Genomic DNA, 25,009 nt, shown 5'->3' with positions numbered 1-25,009 from the left:
CTCTTTTCATTGTTATACAATTTATTAGAAGGTATATTAAATTTAATAGTCTTAATAGACAGGAGAATGAGATGAATAAAGAACATTTTTTGATTGAATTAAAACTTTATTTAAACCAATTATCTAAAGAAGAACAACAAGCCATTCTTGATACTTATAATCAGATTTTTGATGAAAAGGCTGCCCTAGGCTTATCTGAATATGAGATTACTCAAGCTCTTCCTTCCCCTAAAAACATTGCCCAAAATATTTTGGAAAAACTCGGATTAACTTTTGACACGCAGTCTGATTACGAAGATGACTGGATTGAAATAACTCATGACACTACTAAGCAGGATGAAGCGTACAATAAATATATCCCTCACAATTCACGAATGAATCGACTATTCGAAATTTTAGGAATAACACTCCTAAATAGTTTTTTTATGATATGGGTCATCTTACTTATTGCTATTATCCTAATGAGTGGATGGTTGGTTATCGGTATATTTCTTGCTAGTCCTTTATTTAGCCTGTTTATATTAGGAACGGCCGTTTCAACATATGCTTGGTTCCAATTCTTTGTTAGTTTAATACTACTTGGTATTGGTTTAATAGGATTCATTATCATAAGACCTATTACTAAAGGGGCTTTCAAATTATTTATGATTTATCATCGATGGTGTTGGTCTGTTTTAAAAGGAGGTTCTACTAAATGAAAAAACGAACTTTCTTCGCTATAGTTATCGCCATTATTTTTATGATTGTTGGTGGAATAGGAACTTTTATTACGCAAAAAAAACTAGTAAACGAACGTGAAGAAAATACTATTCATAAAAAAATAAAATCTAATAAAAATAAAACTCTCGATATTCATTTTAATACACCAACCAGTGTGACGCTTACTCGTTCAGATGATCAGTATATTTATATGGATAAACAAGGTGTCGACTTCAAATTGGATAATAGAAAACAAGCTGATTGGACATTTAAAGAAGGACAAGATACGTCTTCTTTAACCATTAATAATCCAACAACGAATAAAGAAAATCCGTATCCCTTTGCTATTTTCAATATAAATAACTACACTGATGATACAGTTTACTTACGTATTCCAACACATTACGAAACGGTGACAATTAATGGAAAAAATGTCAATCTATCAATGCATGATTTTTCAATGGATAATATCAAATTAAATATGGCAAATGGAAGTGCATCACTTAGTAGCATTCGCGCTAATCAAGTATCACAACCTAAACAAGACACAGATTTTTCTATAGATGATTCTAAAATATCAGAAGAATTATCTGTCAATACGACACTATATGACATCAGTGTATTAAATACAACGGCTAAGTTGATGACGCTCACAACAGATATGGGGGATGTTTTTACCGCCAATACAAAAGGTGACCTACAAATAACAACGGAAGATGGCGACATCTCGATTAATCATACAACAGGAAAATCAGTTGTTACATCAAAACACGGAGATATTCTCTTCCATGACAATCATATAGACTTTGATACAGAATTGACGACTACAAATGGGGACATAGATATTGAAACAGATGAATCTTCCATTTCAGATAATAAACTTGATTTTGAAACCACTTTGGGAGATATTTCAATTTTTAATAAAAATTTATCTTCTAATAGAAAATACAAAACAAATAAAGGGAAAATAAGCATTAAAGCAACCAGTAAGAATGGTGAAATTGAAGTGGAAGAACTTGATAGCGATGACACACATTATGGTTATGATTAAATCATGTTATAATAAACAGGCTTTGTTATTAAGTTAATAAAGTCTGTTTTTTGATTTTAGGAGGTTATATTGATGAAAACATCGAAATTATATTGGTCTTATGCTGCAAGTATTTGTTTGTTACTTTTTGCAGTAATTGCTTACTTCGTGGTATCTAACGAGGCGATACTAAAAGCGATTGATCAACCCATTCAACAACTTATTAGAGGAACACTCACACCTGAGAAAACCATTTTTTTCAAATATTTTACTAAATTCGGTAATACCGTTACGATTGTCTTATTATTCATCGTAAGTTTTGGTGTCTTATTTTTTAAATTAAAAAATAAGGTAGCTTCTTATTGGCTAGCTATTAATACTGTTCTTCTATCAGGTATTGGGAATATTAGCTTAAAATATCTATTCAATCGTCCGCGTCCGTCTGTGGAACATCTCGTTGTGGCGAAACATTCAAGTTTTCCAAGTGGGCATGCTATGGGGAGTATGCTTTTTTACGGAACACTCATCTTTTTAGCCTATCAATATATTGATAATAAAGCGATGAGACTTGTCATCCAAATTGCGTTGGGAATCATTATCTTATTGATTGGTGCTAGTCGAATTTATCTTGGCGTTCACTACCCAACAGATATTTTAGGTGGCTATCTATTAGGAGCATGTTGGTTAACGTTTAGCTATCCATACTTTAAAAAATATGATTTTATTCAACGATTTGAAGGGACAAGGTAGACATGTTTGCTTACAAAAAAGGAGATTTGAAACGATACTACACGTGGAATGCCGCACTCAGGGAAGTTTTTTCAGAAAAAGTTTTTAAGGTACCAATCGACGGAGGATTTGATTGCCCTAACCGAGATGGAACAGTAGCACGTGGTGGATGCACATTTTGTAGTGTCTCAGGTTCTGGTGACATGATTATCGCACCAAGTGATCCATTACCTGTACAATTCCGTAAAGAAGTCGACCAAATGCATAAAAAATGGCCAAATACGACACAATATATCGTATACTTTCAAAATTTTACTAATACTCACGCTCCTCTTGACGTCTTAAAACATCGTTTTGAACAAGTAATCAATGAAGAAGGTGTTGTGGGGTTGTCAATTGGTACGCGTCCGGATTGTTTGCCGGATGACGTTGTTGACTATTTGGCTGAGTTAAATCAACGATTATATCTTTGGGTAGAACTTGGTTTACAAACAACTTATGAAGAAACAAGCGACTGTATCAATAGAGCACATGACTATCAAACTTATTTAGATGCTGTTGAAAAACTGAGAAAACACAATATAAATGTCTGCACTCACTTAATTAATGGGTTACCGGGTGAGAACTATGACATGATGATGGAAAATGTTAAACGAACTGTATTAGATTCTGATATTCAAGGAATTAAGCTTCATCTTCTGCACTTAATGTCTAATACCAAAATGGAAAAAGATTACCTTGAAGGACGATTGCAACTCATGACACAAGAAGCATACACGAAATTAACGTGTGATCAACTTGAAATTATCCCACCAGAAATTATTATCCATCGTTTAACAGGTGATGCACCAAGAGAATCGATTATCGGTCCCATGTGGAGCTTACAAAAATGGGAAGTACTCAATGGAATTGATCAGGAGTTAGAAAAACGACAAACCTATCAAGGTATTTATAATGTTAGAAAAGGAGCTCAGGGACATGCTTAAAACAGCTCTTCATTTTAGTCATCAGCTATTAAGTGAATGTGTTCAACCTGGTGATGTGGTCATTGATGCAACCATGGGAAATGGACATGATACAGTCTTTTTAAGTCAATTAGTTGAGAATGACGGACATGTTTATGCGTTTGATATACAAGAAAAAGCCTTGGAATCAACACGACAAAAATTAGAAAAGCAAGGCACTCAAAATACATCTCTTATTAAAGATGGACATCAAAACGCCTTAACTTATTTACCAGATAATACAATGATTAAGGCTGCTATCTTTAATTTAGGTTACTTACCTCGAGGTGATAAACAAATTACCACAAAGAGTAAAACAACACTATCTGCGATTGCTTCACTACTAACCATTTTAGTAGAAGGTGGCCGATTGGTTTTAGTACTTTATTCAGGGCATGATGAAGGTATGAGTGAAAAAAAAGAGGTCCTTTCATTTGCTAAAACCCTACCACAAGATTCCTACTCCGTTTTAACCTATCAATTCATTAACCAACAAAATAATCCCCCATCAGTCTTATGTATTGAGAAAAAGAAAGCCAAATAATAGGCTCTCTTTTTCTATTTATTTTTTATACATCTTGTTCATTATTCGTTGTTTAAATCAGTTGTTTTGACTAATTAACCAAATAATTATTACATATATATCTTTTGTAGGCTATAATCAAAATTATTATCAGTCAAGGAGTTCGTAAAAATGCAACAAAAATTTAGCCAATTGATGAGTCGCTTTTCATTAAAATCAATTATTATATTTATTGTGCTTCTGACAACGCTTATTTCACTCATATTATCATCCATATATCTTGAACGCTATGTTGTTCAAAATGAATACAGATATGCTAAAGATAAAATGTCTACTATAGCTAAAGTTTTTGCTACAGATGAGCAAGTAAAGAATGCTCTAATCAACGATGAAACTTCTAAAAACATTCAAGAGCTTTCTTTAGAAATTGCAAAGCTTAGTAATATGGACTTTATTGTCGTACTAGATAAAGAACTTATACGATTGTCACATCCAGACCCCAATGCCATTGGACAACATTTTTCCGATCTAGATGATGCTAGAAGAGCGCTTAACGGTGATGCTCATTTTTCTCAAAAAAAAGGAATTCTAGGGGATGGCATTCGCTTTTTTGTTCCAGTAAAAGATGAGAATCACCGTATCATAGGAGTAATTTGTGCGGGCATTACCTTAGACACATTACAAAGCGATATTAGTAATATACAAATCAAAGTAGCCTTAATTTTATTAATTGGATTAGTTATAGGGATTATCGGTGCTCTAATTAGTAGTAAAGCCATTAAACATATTCTATTAGGTTTGGAACCTGGTGATATTTCCCGTTTAGTTCAAGAAAAACAACTCATTAACGATGAAATCAATGAAGGTATTATTGCTATCAATAAAGATAAAGACATCACTCTGATTAATCAAGCTGCTGTTAATTTATTAACTTCACTAGATTCATCATTTCAACTAGCTGAAAACAACAAAATTGATACTCAATTATATACTGTTTTTTTTAAAAAATGCTTCACATCAAAACAAAAGCAAACTGATCAAGAGTTATTGCTCAATACTACTACTTTCATTGCCACAACTTCACCAGTTATGATTCGCAATGTTTTTAATGGGGCTGTTGTAACATTTAGAGATCAATCTGAGATGAGTCAACTCATTCATACATTAAGCGGCACGCAACAGTACATTGATGCCTTACGCGCTCAAACACATGAATTTATGAATAAAACACATGTCATTATGGGGCTTATTGAACAAGAAAAGTATGACTTAGTTCAAGAATATATTCAACAAATCAGTCATGATTATAAACAGGAAGTTGGGTACGTTACTGACATCATAAAATCGCCTGCTATTGCTGGTTTTATTCTTGGAAAAATAAATGAAGCAAAAGAACAAACTGTTTCATTAACACTGAATCCAACATCATTTTTACCAGACTTAGAAATGGATAACTATGTGCATAAGATCATTCAAATCCTAGGTAATTTACTAGATAATGCCATTGATGCAACAAAAAATCAGCACACTAAACAAATAACTCTTAGTCTATCTTATGAAGTAGAAGGGCATATTTTGATTATAGAAGTGATTGATAGTGGATATGGTATCCAAAGTAGTGACATAGATAAGCTCTTTCAAAAAGGGTTCTCTACTAAAGGAGCTGGCAGAGGCTACGGATTACATGCCATTTACCGCATCGTCAATGAACATGGCGGTTTAATTGATATAACTAATAATAATGACAATACAGGAGCAACGGTCTATATTGAGCTACCTTTGAGCCGAAAAGGAGAAAAAAATGAACGTTCTAATTATTGAAGATGATCCGATGGTTGCTAAATTAAATGCAGATTTTTTAACACATATTCCCTCTGCTCATATCATTGGAAATTGTCGTTCAACTATTGATGCTACGCCTTTTTTAACAAACTATTCAGTAGATTTAATATTACTAGACAACTATCTACCAACTCGAACAGGCATAGACTTTTTAACTGAATTACGCAAAAAGAATAATCAAGTACCAGTTATTCTCATCACCGCTGCAAACGATATGGAAACCATTCAAAAAGCATTAACTCTTGGGGTTGTAGATTATTTAGTTAAGCCGTTTACTGTTGAGCGGTTTACTTTAGCAATACAAAAAGTGATAAACCAAAAAAAATTAATTAGTCAAATAGATCATGCTAATCAAGAAAGCATTGATGCTTTATTTAACGAACATACGCCTAAACAACCTTCGCTTTCCATATCTTCTTCTTTACCAAAAGGACTGGCAAAATTAACCATGGAGAAAGTGCTTAAGAAAATTGAAGATGAGTCACATCCTTTTTCAACAGAAGAGTTAGCAAAAAAAGTGGGGATTTCACGTATTTCAACTAAAAAATATTTAACGTTTCTAGTCGAATCAAAATACCTCACAGAAGATATTGTCTATCAAGAAATTGGACGGCCAATCACACGCTATAAAAAAACATAGAAAAACACCTCCAAAGTGCATTGGAGGTGTTTTTCTTATAGAACGCTGTTAACTGTTTTACCTGATTCTAACACTGAATGGAAATTCTCAAAACTTGTTTCAATCATATTGATTAACGCTTCATCTGTATTAGATCCAACGTGAGGTGTAACCAATACTCTAGGATACAGTTTAATTAATTCTTCTACTGTCGGATCTGGTAATGTTTGTTCTGTACCAAATTCTTTGAAGAATAACTCTTTTTCATTTGCAAATACATCAGTCCCAAAACCTTCTAATTGATGTGTGTGTAAGGCATCTAAAATAGCTTGATTATCTTGTAATTCCCCACGAGCTGTATTAATCAAGATAGCCCCTTTTTTCATTTTACTAATAAATTCTGCATTAATCATTTGGTCATTTTCACCAGGAATATAAGGTACATGGATACTGACAATATCAGATTGTGCTAATAAATCATCTAGATTTGTATAAGTTAAAACATCTTTTGCTGCATCATTTTCATAAATATCATAACCTAGTACTGTTGCACCTAATCCATCAAATAACTTGGCTTCTGTTAGACCAATTTTACCAGTCCCAATAATTCCCACTTTACAGTTTCTAATTTCTTTACTAAACATCGTGTTATCTACAATAAAGTTTTTATTACTTGTTTTCATGGTCATATAAGAAGTATGTCTTAACAACATCATAGCTAAAGTCAATGACAATTCAGCGATAGCATTTGGTGAGTATGATGGTACTCTTGCCACTTCCATGTGATAATCCTTTGCTGCTGCTAAATCAATATGATTAAACCCAACTGTACGTGTAAAGACAAATTTTACACCATGTTCTGACATTTTCTCGATATTTTCTCGATCCGCTACACAATTTCCTCGTAATAAGACCGCATCATGGTTATATGCTGTTTCAATATTATCATGCGTCAATAATTCTTCAATTAATGTTAAATCATAATTATATTTATTTAAATCGTTAAAGTATTCCACCTCATTTGGTCGTACACCGTAACAAGCTATTTTGAATGTCATGTCTATCCCTCTTCTTTCTTAATCATGTATTAGGTTAAAAAATACCCATTTTACTAATCATTTCTAGCACTACAATCCATACTGGTGTCATGACAACAGCTAATACTGTTGAAATAAGAGATGCATTTGAAGCTAGAAGTGGTTTTTTATCAAAGCTAATCGCATAAGCAGCCGCTACTGTAGCTGTTGGTGCAGCCATCATGATGACGATTGTTGCTAATGCTTCGTAACTTACTGGTAAAATGTGAGTCATAGTTAAAATCGCTAATAATACAATGTTTATAACTGGTACAACAATGACTTTCATCACACTGTAATACCAAGATGTTTTGTCTGATGCTGCATCTTTAAAGCTCACTTCACCTAAAGTAGCCCCAATTGATAACCAAGCAAGTGGTGAAGCTAGTCCTGCTAAATAAGTCATTGGTTTAAATAACCAAACAGCTGTTTGATCGATACGTAAGAATGCCACTTGATTAACCACACCTTCAGCATTTGTCACACTAACTTGTGGTAAATATCCTTGGAATACCCAGATGAATAATCCTGCAAATGTTGCAATAACAATTGGGTTTAAAAACATTGTTTTAATATTTTTAAGTTCCATTTTTAATCCACTCATTTTGATGTAGCCGTATGAGTATAAGAAAATTCGGTAACCAATGTTAAAAATTGAAGAAAACATCACACCAATTGGTCCGTAAATAGCACTCACGATTGGTGTGCCAAAAAATGTTGTTGACCCAAAAATAGTTAAAACGCGTAAAGTATCTTGTTTGTCACCTTTATATTTCATAAATAATGGCTTAGAAACAAAAATTAAAATAATATAAATGACAATACCCCAAATTAACACGTTCATTCCTTGTTTTAGTGTTTCACTTTTGATATCTTGCATAAATGCATTAAAGGCCAATGCTGGCAATGCCACACTTAATACAACTTTTGATAAAATTTTTCCTACTTCTGCAGAGAAAATTCCTTTCTTGCGACAAAAGAACCCTAATAAAATAATAAATACTGTTGATGTTATCGCACTGATAATATTCATATCAGTCATGGTTGTTTTAATGACTTCTCCGATATTCATATGTAAATCCTCCATTAATCATTGTGTGTTATATCACAAAAGGTTGCATGCTCCTTTGCTTTACATACATATCATAAAGCCATTCTGTGAATAAGTGAACAATCTGTAATTAATGATACTTTTGTAAGTTATGTAATCAAAATAATCTTTAGTGAAACACAGTAAAAAAACTCAAAACCTTGTTATACCAATACGTATTTGTGCTACTTCATTAAACAATAAATTGTGAAAAAACAAATAAAAGAGACCTAAAACGTAACAAAATGTTTTAGGTCTTTTTTATTAATTTAAAATATTATTTAATTGTACTATTCATATACTCATCCACTAAACGATCAAATGTTGATTCGTTATCTCCAACGACTTCAACAGTATAATCTTTTAATTGCTCTTTTGTATGGATGATATTTGTAATATGGGGTAACACATCCTGTGCTTCCTCACTATCTTCACGATGTATGACATCAATCAATAAATAGTGATTGCAATCTCTTACTTCTATCACATCGCCTATTTCAGGTGCACGATTTAAATGACTTAATTTTTTTACATCTTTCGGGATATACAATCCAACTAAAGGTTCTACAATAGATATTTTTTCTGTTTTATTATCTAGTGATTCAATTAAATAACCAATACCAATATTTTCTCTCATACTACTTATACCACCTTTCTCAAGTTAGTGTTTAGTTTATTACAAAAAAATGGTTTTTATATGTAAAAAAAACTATTTATCTTTTTAAATATTTTGAATTTATTCGACTTTTGTTTACAAAAAATTTTTATTTGAACACTATAATAAACCATATAAACAAACAGATTCAAAAAACACTAAAGGAGTGAGAAACATGACAATATCAAATGCTGAAAAATTCAAAGGGATGACCCTTCATCTTAAAAAATTAAAAGAAGACTTGCTTGTTATCTTAGAGAAAGATAGTTCTATCATGGAGTCATTAGAATCTGACCAATATGAAGGTATTTACCAAAATGCTGAATCTCTAGTAAAACAATTAAAAGAAGACTTCAAAAAGCATCCAGAACAGTTTTCTGCTGAAGAGTTAAACTATGCTGAAACGATTGAGCGTAATGTCGTTAATCTAGGTCATAATTTACATGAAATTAGTACAAATATCTCTGCAGATAAACGTAAAAAATTAACTGAAGATGCGTATCTTAATGTCACTAAAGCTTTAGAGGCTGTTGAATCAATGTGATAAAAAGGCCCTATCACTCATGATCTAGAGAGATAGGGCCTCATTTTTATTCTTTTTCTTGGAAATAGTTAAGTACATAAGAGACAACAACTAATAACAAACCGATTAAAAACACATTATGAATACTATTATATAAAATATCACGTAAACCATCAATCAACTCTATTGGTAATCCTGACGCGGTATTTGGATTAATCAACTCGTTCATCATGTCTTTTGTAGCTCCAGGTACCACATTAGATGATAGTTGATTATCCATTGTTTTGTTTAATGCCAAACCAAAAATTGAAATCATAATGGTTTGACCAATTGTTCGTGATAATGTAAAAAATGATGTTGCCACTCCTGTAAATTTTTCAGATACAGACGTTTGGGCTAATACGGTAAGTAGCGTCATCGTCATACCAAACCCTATCCCCATGATACCTGAAAATATTAAGAACAATCCGTAAGATGTTCCTTGGCTTGATAAACTCAAAAAGACTGCCCCAACCAATATTGGCAACATACTAATTACAATGGCTAAGCGATGATGCCATTTTTTCATCGCTCGTCCCCCAGCAAATGAGCCGAACATCCAGATAACTGACATAGGAGCTAATACAATTCCCCCTAAAGCAGCAGATTTCCCAACAACTCCTTGCATCCACATCGGAATGTACACTTCAACACCCATTAAGAATCCACTAATTAATGCCGCAATTAAGTTAACCAATACAAAGGTGCGATTTTTGAAAAGATCAAGAGAAATAACTGGATCTTGTGCTTTTTTTTCTGTTCTGACAAATAATACCAAACTTAAAATAAAGATGGCAAAAGCAATAATTGTAATTAAGTTAAAGCCATCATTAATTTTTTGAACCCCATATAACAATGATAGCAACATGGTCATCATATAGAAACTGCCCATATAATCAATCGGACTTTTTTCGACCTCTCTTTTATCTTCTATCAAATAAATCCATACTAAAATCATTAAAATAATACCAATTGGTACATTGATTAAGAAAATCCAATGCCAACTAAACGCATCAACGATAAATCCTCCGGCAAGTGGACCAACGATACTGGCAATTCCCCAAGCGGCACTATTTAAACCTAAAACACCCGCACGTTTATCAACTGGATAAATATCCGCAATAATTGTTAAAGATACTGGAACAATAGAACCTGCCCCAATCCCTTGAATCGCACGGAAAATAATTAATTGAATCATATTTTGACTCATTCCTGATAACGCCGACCCAATAATAAATATAAATACCCCAATCAAATAAATTGGTTTTCGACCAATTTTATCTGCTAATTTACCGTAGATTGGAGTCATCATAGCATTTGTTAATAAATAAATTGAAAATACCCAGTTCATAATACTAATGCCCTTTAATGACCCAACAATCGTTGGCATAGCGGTTGATACAATGGTCCCTTCCACTGCTGTCATAAAAGTAGCGATAAACACACAAGCAGTGATAATTTTAACATTTGTTTCTCTTTTTTGTTGCATGGTTTCCTCCTCAAAATAATAATCCTTATTAGCCAAAGTGCTTGCCAAATAAGGATTACTGTTATTTTTTTATTTTGCTAAAAATTGTTTCAAGTCGTCCACTTTATCTGTTTTTTCCCAGGTAAAGTCTTCATCATCACGACCAAAATGACCGTATGCGGCAGTTTTTTGGTAGATAGGACGTCTTAAGTCCAACATATTTATAATACCAGTTGGTGATAGATTAAACAAGGCTCTCACAGCCGCAATCAGTTCTGATTCTTTGTAGTCGCTTGTTCCAAATGTTTCAATCGAAATCGAAACAGGTTGAGCTACCCCAATGGCATAAGCAAGTTGAACTTCACATTTTGTCGCTAGTCCTGCACCCACGATATTTTTTGCAATATATCTAGCAGCATAACTTGCTGAACGGTCAACTTTTGTCGCATCTTTTCCCGAGAAGGCTCCACCACCATGGCGAGCATATCCTCCATAGGTATCAACAATGATTTTTCGACCTGTTAATCCAGAATCTCCCTGAGGTCCACCTATAACAAAGCGACCAGTTGGGTTAATATAGTATTTTGTTTTATCATCAAGTAATTCACTAGGAATCACTTCTTTAATGACTAAATCAATCACATCTGTTTTAATGGTTTCAAGCGTCGTGTCTTCATCATGCTGTGTACTAACCACAATGGTATCCACGCGAAGTGGTTTGCCATCTTCATCATATTCTACGGTAACTTGTGATTTAGCATCTGGACGTAAGTAAGATAAGCGACCATTTTTTCTTAACTCAGACAATTTTTGAGTGATTCGATGACTTAAAGCAATCGGTAATGGCATTAATTCTGGCGTTTCATCAATCGCAAATCCAAACATTAATCCTTGATCGCCAGCTCCTAGGTCTTCCTCACTAGCTGATGTTTCACGTGTTTCTAAAGAGGCATCAACTCCTTGTGCAATATCTGGTGATTGTTCATCAATCGCAACCATGACAGCACATGTATCACCATCAAAACCATATTTTGCACGTGTATACCCTATGCTTTTTATTGTATCCCTCACTACTTTTTGAATATCAACATAAGCACTTGTTGTGATTTCACCAAACACTAGCACTAAACCAGTTGTCACACTTGTCTCACACGCTACTCGTGCCATAGGGTCTTTTTCTAATATCGCATCTAATATCGCATCACTTATTTGATCTGCTACTTTGTCAGGATGTCCTTCCGATACAGACTCTGACGTGAATAATTTTCTTTCTTTCATCTTTCATTCCCCCTAAATATAGTCGGTTACAAGGCATCTTTACACGAGATGTAAATCCTATCGGGAATCTTGCAACATAAGTCAGTATATCAGATTTTTCACTTTTTACCTACATAATTCAACTGATAATCTTGACCTTTTTATGTTATTGCCATAAAGTATTATTATCACTAACATACTAAGGAGACATACTTTGCAAACGAAACCAACTTTGTGGAAAAATATTCCACTAACTTTTTTAATTGCAATTTTACAAACAGTTATTTCATTAATACCAGGCGTTTTATTCTTAAAAAACAGTAGCCATGGTGCCTTAATTTTAAATTATATGATTCTTTATTTATTACTGAGTGATTTTTTTCAACTCGTTGGGAAAAATACTTATAAAAAAGGACGTTCCATGCCTATTGCCATCTATGGGTTAAAACTTATCATCAGTGCTGTGTTGATTTACTTGATTATTCAAAAAACAGCTATCCAATTCGGGATTATTCTTTTAGCTTATGAATTATTCCAAATGATGATTTTTTCCAAACAGTTTTACTATGTTGATTCGTTGTTTTATTCCTTTACCAATGCTTTTTTTAAAGGTATCGTGTTTAATCAACTATTAACTATCAGTTATCCGTTTGATTATGATTTTGAACTAATCAAACCGTTTATTTTTTCTTTCCTAATTGTTTTATTTTTAACGATTTTCACACAAGGAATGTATTCTTATCTGTCAAGACAACCAGTCTTTTTGATTTTAGGTGTCCTTTCTTTGATAGGTATTTATTACTTGGTGATACAACACTACATGTCTCATCAACTAGAAACATGGAAATTAGTGTCATTTATTGTTGTGACTCTTCTATCACTGTCCCTATTTATGAAAACAAAAAAGGCCAAAAAGAAAGAGTTTATCCTCAATCTTTTTGCCTTAGCTAGTCTAATTATCTACTATATCCAGTAAAAAAACAAGTAAGAAATAATATGTCTCTACAAAAAAATAAGGCTATAGGTATCTGACACTCTGTAGGTATCTATAGCCTTATTCTATCATTTATTATCATAACTTATATTTCAGACTTAATCTCATTTTTTTAATAAATTATGATAGATGATACAAATAATTAATGATTTACCTCGCATACTCAGACCTCTCACAAAAACTAATACTTTAATATATTCTCTATTAATTTATACTGTCAATCGAAAATAAAAATGTCCCAAAATGAGGGCTCACATTAGCGCAATCTTTACTGCGTAAAACTTGCACTAATGTGACCATTATTGGTAAAATAAGGTACTTTTTGTTTCAGGCTGTTTTTTCAGCCTCATATTCTTCGATAGTACGGTCAATACTTTGAAGATACCTTTTGAAAGACTCAAGTTTCCACGGATGTGACTGTGGTGGAATGTACTTGCGTCTTTCTTTTTTTATATCTGAAGAAACCCCATCAAACTCTTTTGAATAGGTCTCGTGGTTTTTTAATCGTCTAGTAGGATAAATTTTTTCTGCTATATTAACATAAATCTCCCCGTTAAAAGCTTTTATAATTAATGCTTTCGTTTTCCTTGTAAAATATTTGTCGCTACCACCTTCCGTTGGAAGATAAAATTTATTTTGATACTTAATATGATGGCCATTATCGACTATACGATGAGAGACAGTAGCTAGTAATAAATTAATTTCAGCTGTTGTAGGAGAAGTTTCATAAACACTTTCTGCAGTTTTGTGACCAAATTGTCGATTAAACTTTCGAATCCATACAGATAGAAATTGATTAGCCTCCTCTATAGAATGTATATTTGCTATCTCAAGATCAACAGGCAATCTTGATTGCACTGTCCCATTTAAACGTTCTACACGACCTTTTGCTTGAGGAATAGAGGATGTTTTTATGTCAATACCTAATTGATGACAAGCAAACCCAAACTGCGTGAACGTATCTTCTTCTACAGCTTTTGTTGATTTTCTGTTGTACTCAAAGACGGTTCGTTTATCTGTTAGAAAAGTGGCAGGAATCCCTTGTTTTGTCAGAATTTGATGAAGAACATGGTAATAACCATTGAGCGTTTCCTGTTGGTCAAAATAAGCGCCAACAATATTACCTGATGCGTCGTCAATAGCTAAATGAAGATGAGTTATTTGATTTCCAAACCAATTATATGAACTAGCATCTAATTGAATTAATTCTCCTTTGTATTTTTTTCTAGGTCGACTAGGATGGGTCTTTTCAGGGAGTTCTAGGTAGTCTTCAGCTCTTGGAACCAATAGGTTCTCTGATTGTTTGGTTTGTTGACCTTCTTGCTTTATTAATTGTTTGAGTCTTCTTTTTGTCTTTTTTTGAGCCTTTGGTGAAAGTATTTTTTCTTTGTACAGGATGCTTCTAATTGTAGTATCTGTATAACAGATATGATGGTCGTTTTTCAGTATTTCAGTAAAATGCTTAATATTTGGTTTAATACTAAACGATTGATAACTAGTGATTATTTGTTGTTTTACTTTTTCAGGCACAGAGTGCTTATTTTTTCTCCCTCGATTTTTATGGACAAATGCTGATTTACCATTTTCCCTGTATGATTTCACTAAACGGTTAATTTGTCGTATAGATAAATTAAGTTCAACACTAGCTCTCTTTTTTTGTTTTTTATTTTCAGCGACAGCTTTAATAACTTGATACTTTTTGGTTTCATTCATTGTTAGATTTATCCTTTTCATAAAGTTATTTTATCATTTTGGGACATTTTGTCTTTCGACCTACTTAGGACATTATCACTTTCGAATGATATTTAATATATTCTCTATTAATTTATACTTGACATAGACTTCTCCATCATTAATAATGTATATGTTGAAAAAATATTAAAGGGTGGTTTTATGAAAAAGGTTTTAAGTTTAGGGTTATTAGTACTAGTGTTTATCTTGGTAGGATGTGGTGCAAAAAAGGAAACCACAACTTTCACTCAGACACCAATGGAGGGGACAGATACCTTTATCGTTGTAGAGCATGAGGGAGATAAAGTAACTAAAGTATCTGCTAAAGTCGTATTTGATAATAAAAAATTAAATATTACCGATGAATCTACTGCTGATCAAGTAGCAAAAGCTTTTGAATCTTCATCTAATTTAGCAAATACATCAGTAAAATATTCTGAAAAAGAAACCACCATTACATATGATGCTCCTGACACTTATGTAAAATCTGGTGGCAGTTATAAAGATGCTGAAAAATCTCTAACAAGTTCAGGTTTTAAACAAAAGTAATGTATTAAAATAGAAATCCCATGAAACCAATGTTTTTACAAACAGGTTTCATGGAATTTTTAATTTAGGCTGTACACTAAATCGTGTTGATAGATTAAATTCTGTCAATGCGATTTTTTGTTTCAGGCATAGAAAAAGGGGCATTCTTATTGGTAAAATTAAGTCGTCTATAACTAACATTACAAAGGAGAATAACCCTATGAATAATAATACAAGAAAACTACTCAATTTAACAGATGAATCTCTTATTTTTAATGAGGATTGGTTGTCTCGCGAAGCGAGAAACAACCGCTCAGTTAATATGATTACAGGAAGATTAGTGAATAAAGATAAGCAATGCAAGAAATGTGGATTTGATCAATCCGTTAAAAACGGGCTCTTTGTCAACTACTGTTGGTAAGGATTAATACGTTAGAATTTAAGATCTAGAAAGCATTTAGTTTTCTAAATCTTTTTTGGTGATGTAAAGGCAGATTCTTTTAAACAAATTGATAGTCGTAGCTTAAAATTATAAAAACTTCTCATGCCATAGGCATTACGCTTAATGGCTTTAATGTGGTTATTCATACATTCTAATGGACCGTTTGAATAAGATGTTTCAAAGGTGTTTCTTATTTCTTCTCGATATTTTTTAAATGTTTTGAAAACAGGAACAAACTCTTTAAATTCTGTTGGTTGATTAATTAATTCCAAAAATAAAGAATAATCTTTTGTTTGAATCACTCTTAAAATTTGTTGATAGGTGTTGTAAGCCTCTGTCAATTTAGAATCATAGGTAAGTAAGCGTTCAAGTAATTCTTTTTCAGAAAGATACGCTTTAAAGGATGGACGCCAATGTTGTTGGATATAATCTAATTTGTCATAGCTTTTTTGAAGTAATTTCCAATGCTTTTTAATTCGTCTATAGATAACCCCGTTATCTTTATATTTTAATTGAGTCGTTATTTTAATCCGTATCTTTTGAAATGCCCTGCCGAGATGTTCAACGAGATGAAATTTATCTAAAACGACGTTAGCGTTAGGGAAAACTCGTTTGGTTAAAGTAATGTAAGGTTGATAGATATCTGAAACGACATATTTTACTTGTTTTCTATTAGCTAGAGAGAAGCCATTAAAATAATTCTTAATTTTTGGTAATCTTCGATCAGGTAGAATATCAATTAATTCATTTGTTTCACCGTTCATCATAATAAAACTCATTGAACCAGCTACTTTTTTAACAGATTTAAATTCATCAAAACATAGTACAGACGGAAGTTCATAACTATACTTCTTAATCGATTCATACCACTCTTTTAATACGCGAGAGACAGTTGAAGTTGAAACGCTCGTTTGTTTTGCGATATCACTCATGGCGTGTTTAGAGGTTAACTGTTTCGCAATGAGACGTTTTAAATTATTAGAAATACAGTTGTTTCTAGAAACAAAAGGGGTATCTAAAACAAAAGTCGTATCACATTTTTTACAAAAGAAACGACGTTTCTTTAATCTAATATAAGTGACATATTCAGAAACACTAGGCATTTTAATTAGGCTAGTTGTATATCCCCATTTAATAATATTAGAGTGATTACTTTGACAATGCGGACAGCATGTAGGAGATTCTTCTAAAAAACCATGGAATATCCGAGAGAAAACGCCTTTTATTTTTTCAGTAGATAAACAATTTTCATTAAAAATAATATTTAGGTCTAGTATATTTAAGATATCTTTGATAGTCTGTGAATATGACATGTGGTATCCTCCTTAGTTTGTTTTTTCGCAATTTCATTCTAACGGATATCACATGTTTTTGTGTACAAAAAACGGTCGGTAACTTGTGTTACCAACAGTAGAAATTATAGAGCCTAAAAAACGGAACGTATCAAACCATTAGTCAATTGCCTGAAGTTGAACGTCGCCCAACTTATCTGAAACTTCACAGATCACGTTACCTTTGTAGAAACTGTGGATCAACTTTCAGTGCTTCTACTTCTCTAGTAGATGACTATTGTCAAATTTCTAAACAGCTTAAATACCAAATTGCTTTTGACTTAAAAGATAATCGATCACGTAAAGAAATCGCAGAATGCCACAGTGTCTCTGAAAACACTGCTAAACGTGTGTTAGTATCATTTACCAATAACCAGCAACCGAATTTTAACTTCTTGCCCACGGCTCTTTGTGTAGATGAGTTTAGCTCTACTTCTGATTGTCATGCTGGAATGAGCTTTATTTGTGCTGATGCGACATCTAAAAAAATAATCGATATCTTACCTGATAAAAGATTACATAAGTTGGTTTCTTACTTTATGAAGTATTCCAGAAAATCACGTATAAAAGTAAGGTTTTTGGTCATGGACATGAATGCAAGTTACGGTCAACTATTAAAAACAGTCTTTCCAAACGCCACAATCAAGAGGAAGGAAAGCAGTATCGAAGATTAAAGCGTTATTGGAAACTCCTTTTATTGGTAAATTCTCCCAAGGATTTATGAATGCCTTTAAATACTCCTATTCAAATGGTTTCTTAGAAGGCATTAACAATAAAATTAAAGTGATTAAACGTGTGGCCTATGGCTATCGAAACTTTCTACTATTTAAACGACGTATCTTTTTGATTCAAAATCAAGTTTTTCAGGTTAAATAAAAAAGCGAGAGAATTTCTTCCCTCACTTCAATTAATTCTATTTTATTTTTGAGACTTTTTCATCAATATTATTGTCCATCAACACGATTTGATATAGAGCCTTAATTTAATCTTCTTTAATTAATGTTTCAAGTCCAACAATCATCATGTCATTAAATGTCATTTGACGTTCTTCTGATGTTGTTTCTTCACCAGTAATCATATGATCACTCACTGTCATCAAAGCAAGTGCTTGGACGTTGTATTTAGCTGCTAGATAGTAAAGCACTGCCGCTTCCATCTCAACACCTAACACGCCATATTCACCTAATTTAAAGACATCTGAATTGTCATCTGAGTAAAACGTATCATTTGATAATACATTTCCAACATGGATATTAAAGCCTTTTTCTTTGGCAATATCATAAGCTGTCGTTAATAAATCAAAATCAGCGATTTGTGGGAAATCAAAATTCGGAAAATCTTTACGAATAATCGCTGAATTGGTTGCTGCCGCTTGAGCTAACACTAAATCTCTCACGTGTACATCTTTACGAATGGCACCACATGTTCCAACTCGCATTAATTTTTTCACGTCATACTCGCGAATTAATTCATTCGCATAGATGGCTGCTGAAGGCATTCCCATACCTGTTCCTTGAACCGATATTTTATGGCCTTTGTAAGTACCTGTATAGCCTAGCATGCCTCGAACTTCGTTATAACACTTAGGATCTTCTAAAAATGTTTCGGCGATATATTTCGCTCTTAATGGGTCTCCTGGAAGTAAAATTTTATCTGCAATTTCTCCCTTTTTTGCTCCAATATGTACGCTCATTCTTCAGTCTCCTTTAAATTAAAGTTTTTCTAGTGTACGTTTCACTAGTTCTTTGAAATCTGCTTTCACTCGTTCTGTTGTCTCGACCACTTCTTCATGATTTAAATTAGCTTGCATACCTGCTGCTAAGTTTGTCACACATGTGATACCTAGTACTTTCATTGACATATGATTAGCTACAATCACTTCAGGAACAGTTGACATACCAACAGCATCCGCACCCATCACACGAGCCATACGTACTTCTGCTGGTGTTTCATAAGTTGGACCAGAGAATCCCATATAAACACCTTTTTGTAAGTGAATAGATAGTTCTTGTGCTACTTTTTTCGTTACTTCACCATATGCTTTGTTATAAGCTTCTGACATATCAGGGAAGCGTGGACCTAAATCTTCTTCGTTTAATCCCATTAAAGGATTGTCACCGGTAAAGTTAATTTGATCGGTAATTAACATCAAATCGCCTGGTGAAAAACTTGTATTTACCCCACCAGCTGCATTGGTTACAATTAATGAATCTGCTCCTAAAGCTTTCATCACTCTCACGGGGAATGTGACAGTTTGCATTGAATGACCTTCATAATAATGAAAGCGTCCTTGCATTGCTAAAACTTTTTTACCAGATAATGTTCCGTAAACAAGTTGTCCTGCATGACCTACCACTGTTGATACAGGAAAATGTGGAATGTCTTCATAAGGAATAACCACGCGATCTGTAATCTCGTCAGCTAGCTCTCCTAAACCTGATCCTAAGATAAGACCAAAATCAACGGCTCCTACCCCTTTTTCTTTAATATATTGTGATGTTGCTGCTAATTTTTCGCTTAATGACATGTTATAGTCTCCCTTATTTCAATAATTCTAAAAAGCTTTTTCCGTTTTCTGTTGGTTTAACATCAAAATTATCTGCAATTGTCGCAGAAATATCTGAGTAATAACCTTGTGGCAATTGACCATGTCCTTGCATTTTTTTACTATAAGCAAGTAATGGTACATACTCACGAGTGTGATCTGTTCCCGGGAAGGTTGGATCGTTTCCGTGGTCTGCTGTGATTAATAATAAATCATCTTCTTGCATATTAGCATAAATCTCTGGTAAACGGGCATCAAAGTCTTCTAATGCTTTAGCATAACCTGGTGTATCTCTTCTATGTCCAAATAACGCATCAAAGTCAACCAAGTTAGTAAAACTTACTCCTTCAAAATCTTGTTTCATCACGTCTAATAATTTATCCACGCCATCCATATTTGAAGCGGTACGGATTGCTTCTGTCATCCCTTGACCGTTAAAGATATCGTTGATTTTACCAACTGCGATAACATCTTTTCCAGCATCTTTTAATTCGTTTAAAACTGTACGACCAAATGGATCAAGGGCATAGTCATGACGGTTAGCTGTACGTTTAAAGTTACCTGGTTCACCTAAGTAAGGTCTAGCGATAATACGACCAATCATATAAGGATCATCTTTCGTGATTTCACGAGTGTACTCACAAATTTTGTATAATTCTTCTAATGGAATTACATCTTCATGAGCAGCAATTTGTAACACAGGGTCAGCTGATGTGTAGATAATTAAGTCCCCTGTTTTCATTTGTTCTTCACCAAAATCCTCAATAACTTGTGTGCCACTATATGGTTTATTAGCACCCATAATAATGCCACGACCAGAAAATTCAGTGATTTTGTCTAATAAATCTTGAGGGAAACCTTCAGGGAATACTCTAAAAGGTGTTTGAATGTTTAATCCAGCAATTTCCCAATGACCAGTCATTGTGTCTTTACCAACAGATACTTCTTCTAGTTTAGTCGCATAGCCTTTATGATCTTCAATCGCTTTGACACCTTTTAAAGGTTCAATTGTTCCAAGACCTAATTCTTCCATATTAGGAACATGTAACCCATGCTCAGCTATATGACCTAGTGTGTGACTTCCAACATCGCCAAATTTTTCAGCGTCAGGAGCTTCACCAATTCCAACAGAATCTAGTACTACTAAATGAATTCTTTTAAACATTACAATTCCTTCTTCCAAGTCATTTTTATATTTTAAAACCTCCCTCTGTTTAGAGGAGCTAGAGGAAGGAGTTAATTACTATTTAGATTTAATATATGTTTTACCGCCTGCTTTAGGTCCTTGTGCTTTACCTAAGAACAATACTAACACAATAATCGTTAACGCGTATGGAGCACTTTGTAGGTACACTTTTGGAATACTTGAAATAAGTGGAATGCTGTCTCCTACAATACTCAAGTTTTGAGCAAATCCAAAGAATAGAGCTGCTCCCATTGCACCAAGTGGATTCCATTTACCAAAGATCATCGCAGCCATTGAGATGAAACCTTGACCTGATATGGTTGTCACAGCAAAACGTCCAGCGATTGTTTGAGCAAACACTGCTCCACCAATCCCACCTAAAAAGCCAGAAATTAATACACCTGAATATTTCATACCATAAACATTAATCCCTAATGTATCAGCTGCTTGAGGATTCTCACCTACTGAGCGTAATCTCAAACCAAAACGTGTCTTATAGATAACAAACCACGCGATGACTGACACTAAAATAGCTAAAAAGGCAGGTGCTGATGTTTTTTCAAATAATAATGGCCCAATCACTGGAATCTTACTTAATCCAGGAACTTCCCAGTAACCAAATGTTTGTGGTACTTGGTCTGTTTGACCTTTACCATATAACACTTTAACTAAGAAAATACTTAAAGCTGGTGCCATCAGGTTGATAACAGTACCACTAATAATATGATCGGCACGCAAGTTAATTGTTGCTACAGCATGAAGTAATGAGAAAATCATTCCGACAATTCCACCAACTAATAAAGCAATCCATGGTGTCCAAACGCCAAATACTCCGGCATACGTAATGTTAAACACAACTGAGCTGAATGCACCCATTACCATGATACCTTCTAACCCAACGTTAACAATCCCACCACGTTCTGAAAATGTTCCGCCTAATGCTGTAAAAACAAGAGGTGTTGAATAAACAAGTGTTTGCGTAATAATAGACGCAACTGTTGACATAGTATCTGCTGCCATCACGCTTTACCTCCTTCAACTTTGCTAGCTTTTGGTTCTTTTTTTGTTTCAAGTTTTGTTAAAATCAATTTGATTAAGTAGCTAATACCAACAAAGAAGATGATAGAAGCAATAACAACATCAACCAATTCAGTTGGTACACCAGCCAATATTGGCATACCTTGTCCACCTAATTTTAGGATACTGAACAATAAGGATGATAGTAAAATACCGATGGATGATCCTCCACCAAGTAATGAGACTGCCATACCATCAAATCCAATACTTAATGAGTTACCTTGAACAAAGAAGTTACCAAATGTTCCTAATCCATACACAACGCCACCCATACCAGCTAATGCTCCTGATATAACCATTGATAACACAATAATACGTTTACTACTCATCCCTGCATATTCTGATGCAAATGGGTTTAAACCAACAGCTGTAATTTCATAACCTAATGTGGTTTTCTTCATTAAAAACCAAATCAAGATTAAGAAAATAAAAGCAAAGATAATACCTAAATTCAAACGAGATCCATTACTAATTGAGGTTAAAAACTCTGTTCTAAGAGACACATTTGCCCCAATCAATTTAGTAGTTCCTTTAGTTGAAATAAATTTCTCTGGAATAACATTATTAACGATATGTGTACTTGTATAAAGTAAAATGTAGTTCATCATGATTGTAACAATGACTTCACTTGTTCCAAAATAAGCTCTTAATAAACCAGGTATCGCCGCTGTTAAAGCTCCAGCAATCACCCCTGCTAAAATAGCTGCAGTTAAGGCAACTAATCTTGGCGAGTCTCCCATTGAAAGTCCAACCCAGATACTTGCTACCCAACCAGCCAACGCCTGACCTGAAAGCCCGATATTAAAGAATCCAGCAGCACTTGCCACAGAAAATCCTAAAGCCGTAAAAATTAAAGGCCCAGCTGTTACAAAAATTTCTCCAATACTTTTTGGTGATTGAAATGCTGTTGTCAACATGGCTTGATACCCTTGAACTGGGTTATAACCAAATAGCAACATAATAATAGCACCTAATACAAATCCCATAATAACCGATAAAATAGGAACCAAGATTCCATTCATCTTACTAAATTTAAAATTACTCATTAGTTACACCTACCTCTGTCCCTAATTCTCGTCGTGCTTCTTCCAATGTGTATCCAGCCATTAATAATCCTAACTCGTTTTCTGTTGTTTCTTTTGGATCAACAATCCCGACGATTTGGCCTGCATGGATAACAGCAATTCGGTCCGACACATTTAAGATCTCTTCTAATTCAAAGCTGACTACTAAAACAGCATTGCCTTTATCACGGTGATTAATTAAACGTTTATGAATGTACTCAATCGCTCCAACGTCTAACCCACGAGTTGGCTGAGAAACAATTAGTAACTCAGGATCTCTATCCATTTCACGAGCGATAATCGCTTTTTGTTGATTACCACCTGAAAGTGACTTAGCTTGTGCATGTTCACTTGTTGTACGAACATCATACTCTTCGATTAATTTTCTCGCATAAGAATCCATGTAGTTATAATTCAGTACACCATTCTTACTAAACGGTTCGTGATAATAAGTTTGTAAGGCAATATTTTCAGATAATGTCATGTCTAAAACAAGACCATATTTATGTCTGTCTTCAGGAACATGTCCCACACTTGATTCTGTGATTTGACGAGGTTTTAAATTCGTTATGTCCTTATCACGTAACATCACTTTACCAGATTCAATTTTCTTAAGACCTGTAATAGCTTGGATTAATTCCGTTTGACCATTCCCATCAATACCAGCAATCCCAACAACTTCTCCAGCTCGAACATCTAAATCTAATCCTTTAATTGCTTCAAGTCCACGATTATCTTTTACATGTAAATCTTTAACTGATAAAATGACTTCTTTAGGATTTGATGGTTCTTTTTCTGTCTTAAATGATACCGAACGACCGACCATTAAATCCGCTAATTGTTGTGAACTAACATCTTTTACGTTCACTGTTTCAATACTCTTACCTCGACGAATTACCGTACATCTATCCGCCACTTTTTTAATTTCATCTAACTTGTGCGTAATAATAATGATTGATTTACCTTCTTTTACTAATTCCTTCATGGTCATAATCAACTCATCAATTTCTTGAGGTGTTAATACCGCTGTCGGCTCATCAAAAATTAATATATTCGCGCCACGATACAATGTTTTTAAAATCTCAACACGTTGTTGCATTCCAACTGAAATATCACTGATTAAGGCATCTGGATTAACTTCCATACCGTATTGTTCTGAGATTCGTTTTAAATCTTCCACTGATTTTTTCTTATCCAGCACACCAGATTTTGTTGGTTCATCACCTAAAATAATGTTTTCAGTTACTGTAAAAGCATCTACCAACATAAAATGCTGATGGACCATCCCGATTCCTAAACGTTTGGCATCAGTTGGATTAGCAATCGTTACTGGTTGACCATCCATATAGATTTGTCCACTAGTCGGCTGTAGTAATCCTGATAATACATTCATCAAGGTTGATTTTCCTGCACCATTTTCACCCAATAACGCATGAATTTCGCCTTTTCTAATTTGGAGATTGATGTTGTCATTTGCTTTGAAATCACCAAATTGTTTTGTGATATTCCGCATTTCTATGACATAGTTTTCCTCACTCATGATTTCACACCTCTTTA

At 33.7% G+C, this 25,009-nt stretch carries 26 protein-coding genes and 1 riboswitch; of the genes, 13 read left to right on the top strand and 13 right to left on the bottom strand.

Features of this window, described 5'->3' with window-relative positions; translation table 11 throughout:
* Nucleotides 1-71 precede the first annotated feature (71 nt).
* From BW731_RS06165 to BW731_RS06135, 7 genes are all read left to right on the top strand, one after another.
* Nucleotides 72-698: a DUF1700 domain-containing protein gene (locus BW731_RS06165; RefSeq protein ID WP_079346578.1), complete on the top strand. Its 627-nt coding sequence runs from the start codon at nucleotides 72-74 to the stop codon at nucleotides 696-698.
* Nucleotides 695-1,750: a DUF4097 family beta strand repeat-containing protein gene (locus BW731_RS06160; protein ID WP_079346576.1), complete on the top strand. Its 1,056-nt coding sequence runs from the start codon at nucleotides 695-697 to the stop codon at nucleotides 1,748-1,750. Before BW731_RS06165 ends, BW731_RS06160 begins: the two co-directional genes overlap by 4 nt.
* A 72-nt stretch (nucleotides 1,751-1,822) precedes the next feature.
* Entirely contained in the window at nucleotides 1,823-2,479 is a 657-nt protein-coding gene (locus tag BW731_RS06155; RefSeq protein WP_079346574.1) for a phosphatase PAP2 family protein, read from the top strand.
* A 2-nt stretch (nucleotides 2,480-2,481) separates the two neighbouring features.
* A complete protein-coding gene (locus BW731_RS06150) occupies nucleotides 2,482-3,444 on the top strand; it encodes a TIGR01212 family radical SAM protein (protein WP_079346572.1) in 963 nt (320 codons plus the stop codon).
* A complete protein-coding gene (locus tag BW731_RS06145; protein ID WP_079346570.1) occupies nucleotides 3,437-4,006 on the top strand; it encodes a tRNA (mnm(5)s(2)U34)-methyltransferase in 570 nt (189 codons plus the stop codon). The genes BW731_RS06150 and BW731_RS06145 overlap by 8 nt, the downstream gene beginning before the upstream one ends.
* 150 nt (nucleotides 4,007-4,156) lie before the next feature.
* On the top strand, nucleotides 4,157-5,806 hold the full coding sequence (locus BW731_RS06140; RefSeq protein ID WP_079346569.1) for an ATP-binding protein: 1,650 nt from the start codon (nucleotides 4,157-4,159) through the stop codon (nucleotides 5,804-5,806).
* Nucleotides 5,787-6,467 carry a response regulator gene (locus BW731_RS06135; RefSeq protein WP_079346568.1) on the top strand — a complete coding sequence of 227 codons (681 nt, stop codon included), beginning with the start codon at nucleotides 5,787-5,789 and terminating at the stop codon, nucleotides 6,465-6,467. The genes BW731_RS06140 and BW731_RS06135 overlap by 20 nt, the downstream gene beginning before the upstream one ends.
* Nucleotides 6,468-6,502: 35 nt before the next feature.
* On the opposite strand, the gene BW731_RS06130 is transcribed toward BW731_RS06135, so the two are convergent.
* The 3 genes from BW731_RS06130 to BW731_RS06120 form a co-directional block, all read right to left on the bottom strand.
* Nucleotides 6,503-7,504, bottom strand: a complete 1,002-nt coding sequence (locus tag BW731_RS06130; protein ID WP_079346567.1) for a 2-hydroxyacid dehydrogenase — start codon at nucleotides 7,502-7,504, stop codon at nucleotides 6,503-6,505.
* Nucleotides 7,505-7,538: 34 nt separating this feature from the next.
* Complete coding sequence (locus BW731_RS06125; RefSeq protein WP_079346565.1) at nucleotides 7,539-8,594, bottom strand: AEC family transporter; 1,056 nt, start codon at nucleotides 8,592-8,594, stop codon at nucleotides 7,539-7,541.
* Nucleotides 8,595-8,889: 295 nt separating this feature from the next.
* A complete protein-coding gene (locus tag BW731_RS06120; protein ID WP_079346563.1) occupies nucleotides 8,890-9,249 on the bottom strand; it encodes a hypothetical protein in 360 nt (119 codons plus the stop codon).
* A gap of 193 nt (nucleotides 9,250-9,442) precedes the next feature.
* Between BW731_RS06120 and BW731_RS06115 the strand changes: the two genes are divergently transcribed.
* Nucleotides 9,443-9,811, top strand: a complete 369-nt coding sequence (locus BW731_RS06115; RefSeq protein WP_079346561.1) for a hypothetical protein — start codon at nucleotides 9,443-9,445, stop codon at nucleotides 9,809-9,811.
* A gap of 46 nt (nucleotides 9,812-9,857) precedes the next feature.
* Here BW731_RS06115 and BW731_RS06110 read toward each other — a convergent pair whose 3' ends face one another.
* Nucleotides 9,858-11,318 (bottom strand): MDR family MFS transporter, encoded by a 1,461-nt coding sequence (locus BW731_RS06110; protein ID WP_079346559.1) that lies wholly within the window; start codon nucleotides 11,316-11,318, stop codon nucleotides 9,858-9,860.
* A gap of 69 nt (nucleotides 11,319-11,387) precedes the next feature.
* Nucleotides 11,388-12,575 (bottom strand): methionine adenosyltransferase, encoded by a 1,188-nt coding sequence (gene metK, locus BW731_RS06105; protein WP_079346557.1) that lies wholly within the window; start codon nucleotides 12,573-12,575, stop codon nucleotides 11,388-11,390.
* Nucleotides 12,573-12,655, bottom strand: a riboswitch (SMK box riboswitch). Its footprint overlaps the gene before it by 3 nt.
* A gap of 113 nt (nucleotides 12,656-12,768) precedes the next feature.
* Here metK and BW731_RS06100 point away from each other — a divergent pair.
* Nucleotides 12,769-13,530 (top strand): hypothetical protein, encoded by a 762-nt coding sequence (locus BW731_RS06100; RefSeq protein WP_079346555.1) that lies wholly within the window; start codon nucleotides 12,769-12,771, stop codon nucleotides 13,528-13,530.
* 345 nt (nucleotides 13,531-13,875) lie between these two features.
* On the opposite strand, the gene BW731_RS06095 is transcribed toward BW731_RS06100, so the two are convergent.
* On the bottom strand, nucleotides 13,876-15,261 hold the full coding sequence (locus tag BW731_RS06095) for an ISNCY family transposase (RefSeq protein ID WP_079345715.1): 1,386 nt from the start codon (nucleotides 15,259-15,261) through the stop codon (nucleotides 13,876-13,878).
* Between the two features lie 180 nt (nucleotides 15,262-15,441).
* On the opposite strand from BW731_RS06095, the gene BW731_RS06090 reads away from it, so the two are divergent.
* Nucleotides 15,442-15,828 (top strand): hypothetical protein, encoded by a 387-nt coding sequence (locus BW731_RS06090; RefSeq protein WP_079346553.1) that lies wholly within the window; start codon nucleotides 15,442-15,444, stop codon nucleotides 15,826-15,828.
* A gap of 199 nt (nucleotides 15,829-16,027) precedes the next feature.
* Complete coding sequence (locus tag BW731_RS06085) at nucleotides 16,028-16,228, top strand: hypothetical protein (RefSeq protein WP_079346551.1); 201 nt, start codon at nucleotides 16,028-16,030, stop codon at nucleotides 16,226-16,228.
* Nucleotides 16,229-16,272: 44 nt separating this feature from the next.
* Here BW731_RS06085 and BW731_RS06080 read toward each other — a convergent pair whose 3' ends face one another.
* On the bottom strand, nucleotides 16,273-17,562 hold the full coding sequence (locus BW731_RS06080) for an ISL3 family transposase (protein WP_079346549.1): 1,290 nt from the start codon (nucleotides 17,560-17,562) through the stop codon (nucleotides 16,273-16,275).
* A 146-nt stretch (nucleotides 17,563-17,708) separates the two neighbouring features.
* On the opposite strand from BW731_RS06080, the gene BW731_RS12505 reads away from it, so the two are divergent.
* Complete coding sequence (locus BW731_RS12505; protein WP_143592747.1) at nucleotides 17,709-18,254, top strand: transposase; 546 nt, start codon at nucleotides 17,709-17,711, stop codon at nucleotides 18,252-18,254.
* Nucleotides 18,250-18,456, top strand: a complete 207-nt coding sequence (locus BW731_RS12500) for a transposase (protein ID WP_408645966.1) — start codon at nucleotides 18,250-18,252, stop codon at nucleotides 18,454-18,456. The genes BW731_RS12505 and BW731_RS12500 overlap by 5 nt, the downstream gene beginning before the upstream one ends.
* A 106-nt stretch (nucleotides 18,457-18,562) precedes the next feature.
* Here BW731_RS12500 and deoD read toward each other — a convergent pair whose 3' ends face one another.
* The 6 genes from deoD to BW731_RS06040 form a co-directional block, all read right to left on the bottom strand.
* A complete protein-coding gene (gene deoD / locus BW731_RS06065) occupies nucleotides 18,563-19,273 on the bottom strand; it encodes a purine-nucleoside phosphorylase (RefSeq protein ID WP_079346547.1) in 711 nt (236 codons plus the stop codon).
* Nucleotides 19,274-19,291: 18 nt separating this feature from the next.
* Nucleotides 19,292-20,107, bottom strand: a complete 816-nt coding sequence (locus BW731_RS06060) for a purine-nucleoside phosphorylase (RefSeq protein WP_079346545.1) — start codon at nucleotides 20,105-20,107, stop codon at nucleotides 19,292-19,294.
* Between the two features lie 13 nt (nucleotides 20,108-20,120).
* Nucleotides 20,121-21,290 (bottom strand): phosphopentomutase, encoded by a 1,170-nt coding sequence (gene deoB / locus BW731_RS06055; RefSeq protein ID WP_079346543.1) that lies wholly within the window; start codon nucleotides 21,288-21,290, stop codon nucleotides 20,121-20,123.
* A gap of 78 nt (nucleotides 21,291-21,368) precedes the next feature.
* Entirely contained in the window at nucleotides 21,369-22,331 is a 963-nt protein-coding gene (locus BW731_RS06050) for an ABC transporter permease (protein WP_079346541.1), read from the bottom strand.
* Nucleotides 22,331-23,434: an ABC transporter permease gene (locus BW731_RS06045; protein WP_079346539.1), complete on the bottom strand. Its 1,104-nt coding sequence runs from the start codon at nucleotides 23,432-23,434 to the stop codon at nucleotides 22,331-22,333. The genes BW731_RS06050 and BW731_RS06045 overlap by 1 nt, the downstream gene beginning before the upstream one ends.
* A complete protein-coding gene (locus tag BW731_RS06040) occupies nucleotides 23,427-24,992 on the bottom strand; it encodes an ABC transporter ATP-binding protein (protein WP_079346537.1) in 1,566 nt (521 codons plus the stop codon). The genes BW731_RS06045 and BW731_RS06040 overlap by 8 nt, the downstream gene beginning before the upstream one ends.
* Nucleotides 24,993-25,009: the final 17 nt, after the last annotated feature.

This window comes from Vagococcus martis, from assembly GCF_002026305.1.
Lineage (GTDB): Bacteria > Bacillota > Bacilli > Lactobacillales > Vagococcaceae > Vagococcus > Vagococcus martis.
The sequence above is the reverse complement of the archived record's forward strand: the minus strand, read 5'-3'. Positions and strand labels throughout refer to the sequence as shown.

What these genes read in the sequence shown, in the direction of transcription:
- BW731_RS06095 (WP_079345715.1), bottom strand. Translation starts at nt 15,261, where the DNA reads ATGAATGAAACCAAAAAGTATCAAGTTATTAAAGCTGTCGCTGAAAAT.
- BW731_RS06155 (WP_079346574.1), top strand. Translation starts at nt 1,823, where the DNA reads ATGAAAACATCGAAATTATATTGGTCTTATGCTGCAAGTATTTGTTTG.
- BW731_RS06140 (WP_079346569.1), top strand. Translation starts at nt 4,157, where the DNA reads ATGCAACAAAAATTTAGCCAATTGATGAGTCGCTTTTCATTAAAATCA.
- BW731_RS06125 (WP_079346565.1), bottom strand. Translation starts at nt 8,594, where the DNA reads ATGAATATCGGAGAAGTCATTAAAACAACCATGACTGATATGAATATT.
- BW731_RS06085 (WP_079346551.1), top strand. Translation starts at nt 16,028, where the DNA reads ATGAATAATAATACAAGAAAACTACTCAATTTAACAGATGAATCTCTT.
- BW731_RS06115 (WP_079346561.1), top strand. Translation starts at nt 9,443, where the DNA reads ATGACAATATCAAATGCTGAAAAATTCAAAGGGATGACCCTTCATCTT.
- BW731_RS06110 (WP_079346559.1), bottom strand. Translation starts at nt 11,318, where the DNA reads ATGCAACAAAAAAGAGAAACAAATGTTAAAATTATCACTGCTTGTGTG.
- BW731_RS06050 (WP_079346541.1), bottom strand. Translation starts at nt 22,331, where the DNA reads ATGGCAGCAGATACTATGTCAACAGTTGCGTCTATTATTACGCAAACA.
- BW731_RS06145 (WP_079346570.1), top strand. Translation starts at nt 3,437, where the DNA reads ATGCTTAAAACAGCTCTTCATTTTAGTCATCAGCTATTAAGTGAATGT.
- BW731_RS06060 (WP_079346545.1), bottom strand. Translation starts at nt 20,107, where the DNA reads ATGTCATTAAGCGAAAAATTAGCAGCAACATCACAATATATTAAAGAA.
- deoD (WP_079346547.1), bottom strand. Translation starts at nt 19,273, where the DNA reads ATGAGCGTACATATTGGAGCAAAAAAGGGAGAAATTGCAGATAAAATT.
- metK (WP_079346557.1), bottom strand. Translation starts at nt 12,575, where the DNA reads ATGAAAGAAAGAAAATTATTCACGTCAGAGTCTGTATCGGAAGGACAT.
- BW731_RS06040 (WP_079346537.1), bottom strand. Translation starts at nt 24,992, where the DNA reads ATGAGTGAGGAAAACTATGTCATAGAAATGCGGAATATCACAAAACAA.
- BW731_RS06120 (WP_079346563.1), bottom strand. Translation starts at nt 9,249, where the DNA reads ATGAGAGAAAATATTGGTATTGGTTATTTAATTGAATCACTAGATAAT.
- BW731_RS06130 (WP_079346567.1), bottom strand. Translation starts at nt 7,504, where the DNA reads ATGACATTCAAAATAGCTTGTTACGGTGTACGACCAAATGAGGTGGAA.
- deoB (WP_079346543.1), bottom strand. Translation starts at nt 21,290, where the DNA reads ATGTTTAAAAGAATTCATTTAGTAGTACTAGATTCTGTTGGAATTGGT.
- BW731_RS06090 (WP_079346553.1), top strand. Translation starts at nt 15,442, where the DNA reads ATGAAAAAGGTTTTAAGTTTAGGGTTATTAGTACTAGTGTTTATCTTG.
- BW731_RS06160 (WP_079346576.1), top strand. Translation starts at nt 695, where the DNA reads ATGAAAAAACGAACTTTCTTCGCTATAGTTATCGCCATTATTTTTATG.
- BW731_RS06045 (WP_079346539.1), bottom strand. Translation starts at nt 23,434, where the DNA reads ATGAGTAATTTTAAATTTAGTAAGATGAATGGAATCTTGGTTCCTATT.
- BW731_RS06150 (WP_079346572.1), top strand. Translation starts at nt 2,482, where the DNA reads ATGTTTGCTTACAAAAAAGGAGATTTGAAACGATACTACACGTGGAAT.
- BW731_RS06080 (WP_079346549.1), bottom strand. Translation starts at nt 17,562, where the DNA reads ATGTCATATTCACAGACTATCAAAGATATCTTAAATATACTAGACCTA.
- BW731_RS06165 (WP_079346578.1), top strand. Translation starts at nt 72, where the DNA reads ATGAATAAAGAACATTTTTTGATTGAATTAAAACTTTATTTAAACCAA.
- BW731_RS06135 (WP_079346568.1), top strand. Translation starts at nt 5,787, where the DNA reads ATGAACGTTCTAATTATTGAAGATGATCCGATGGTTGCTAAATTAAAT.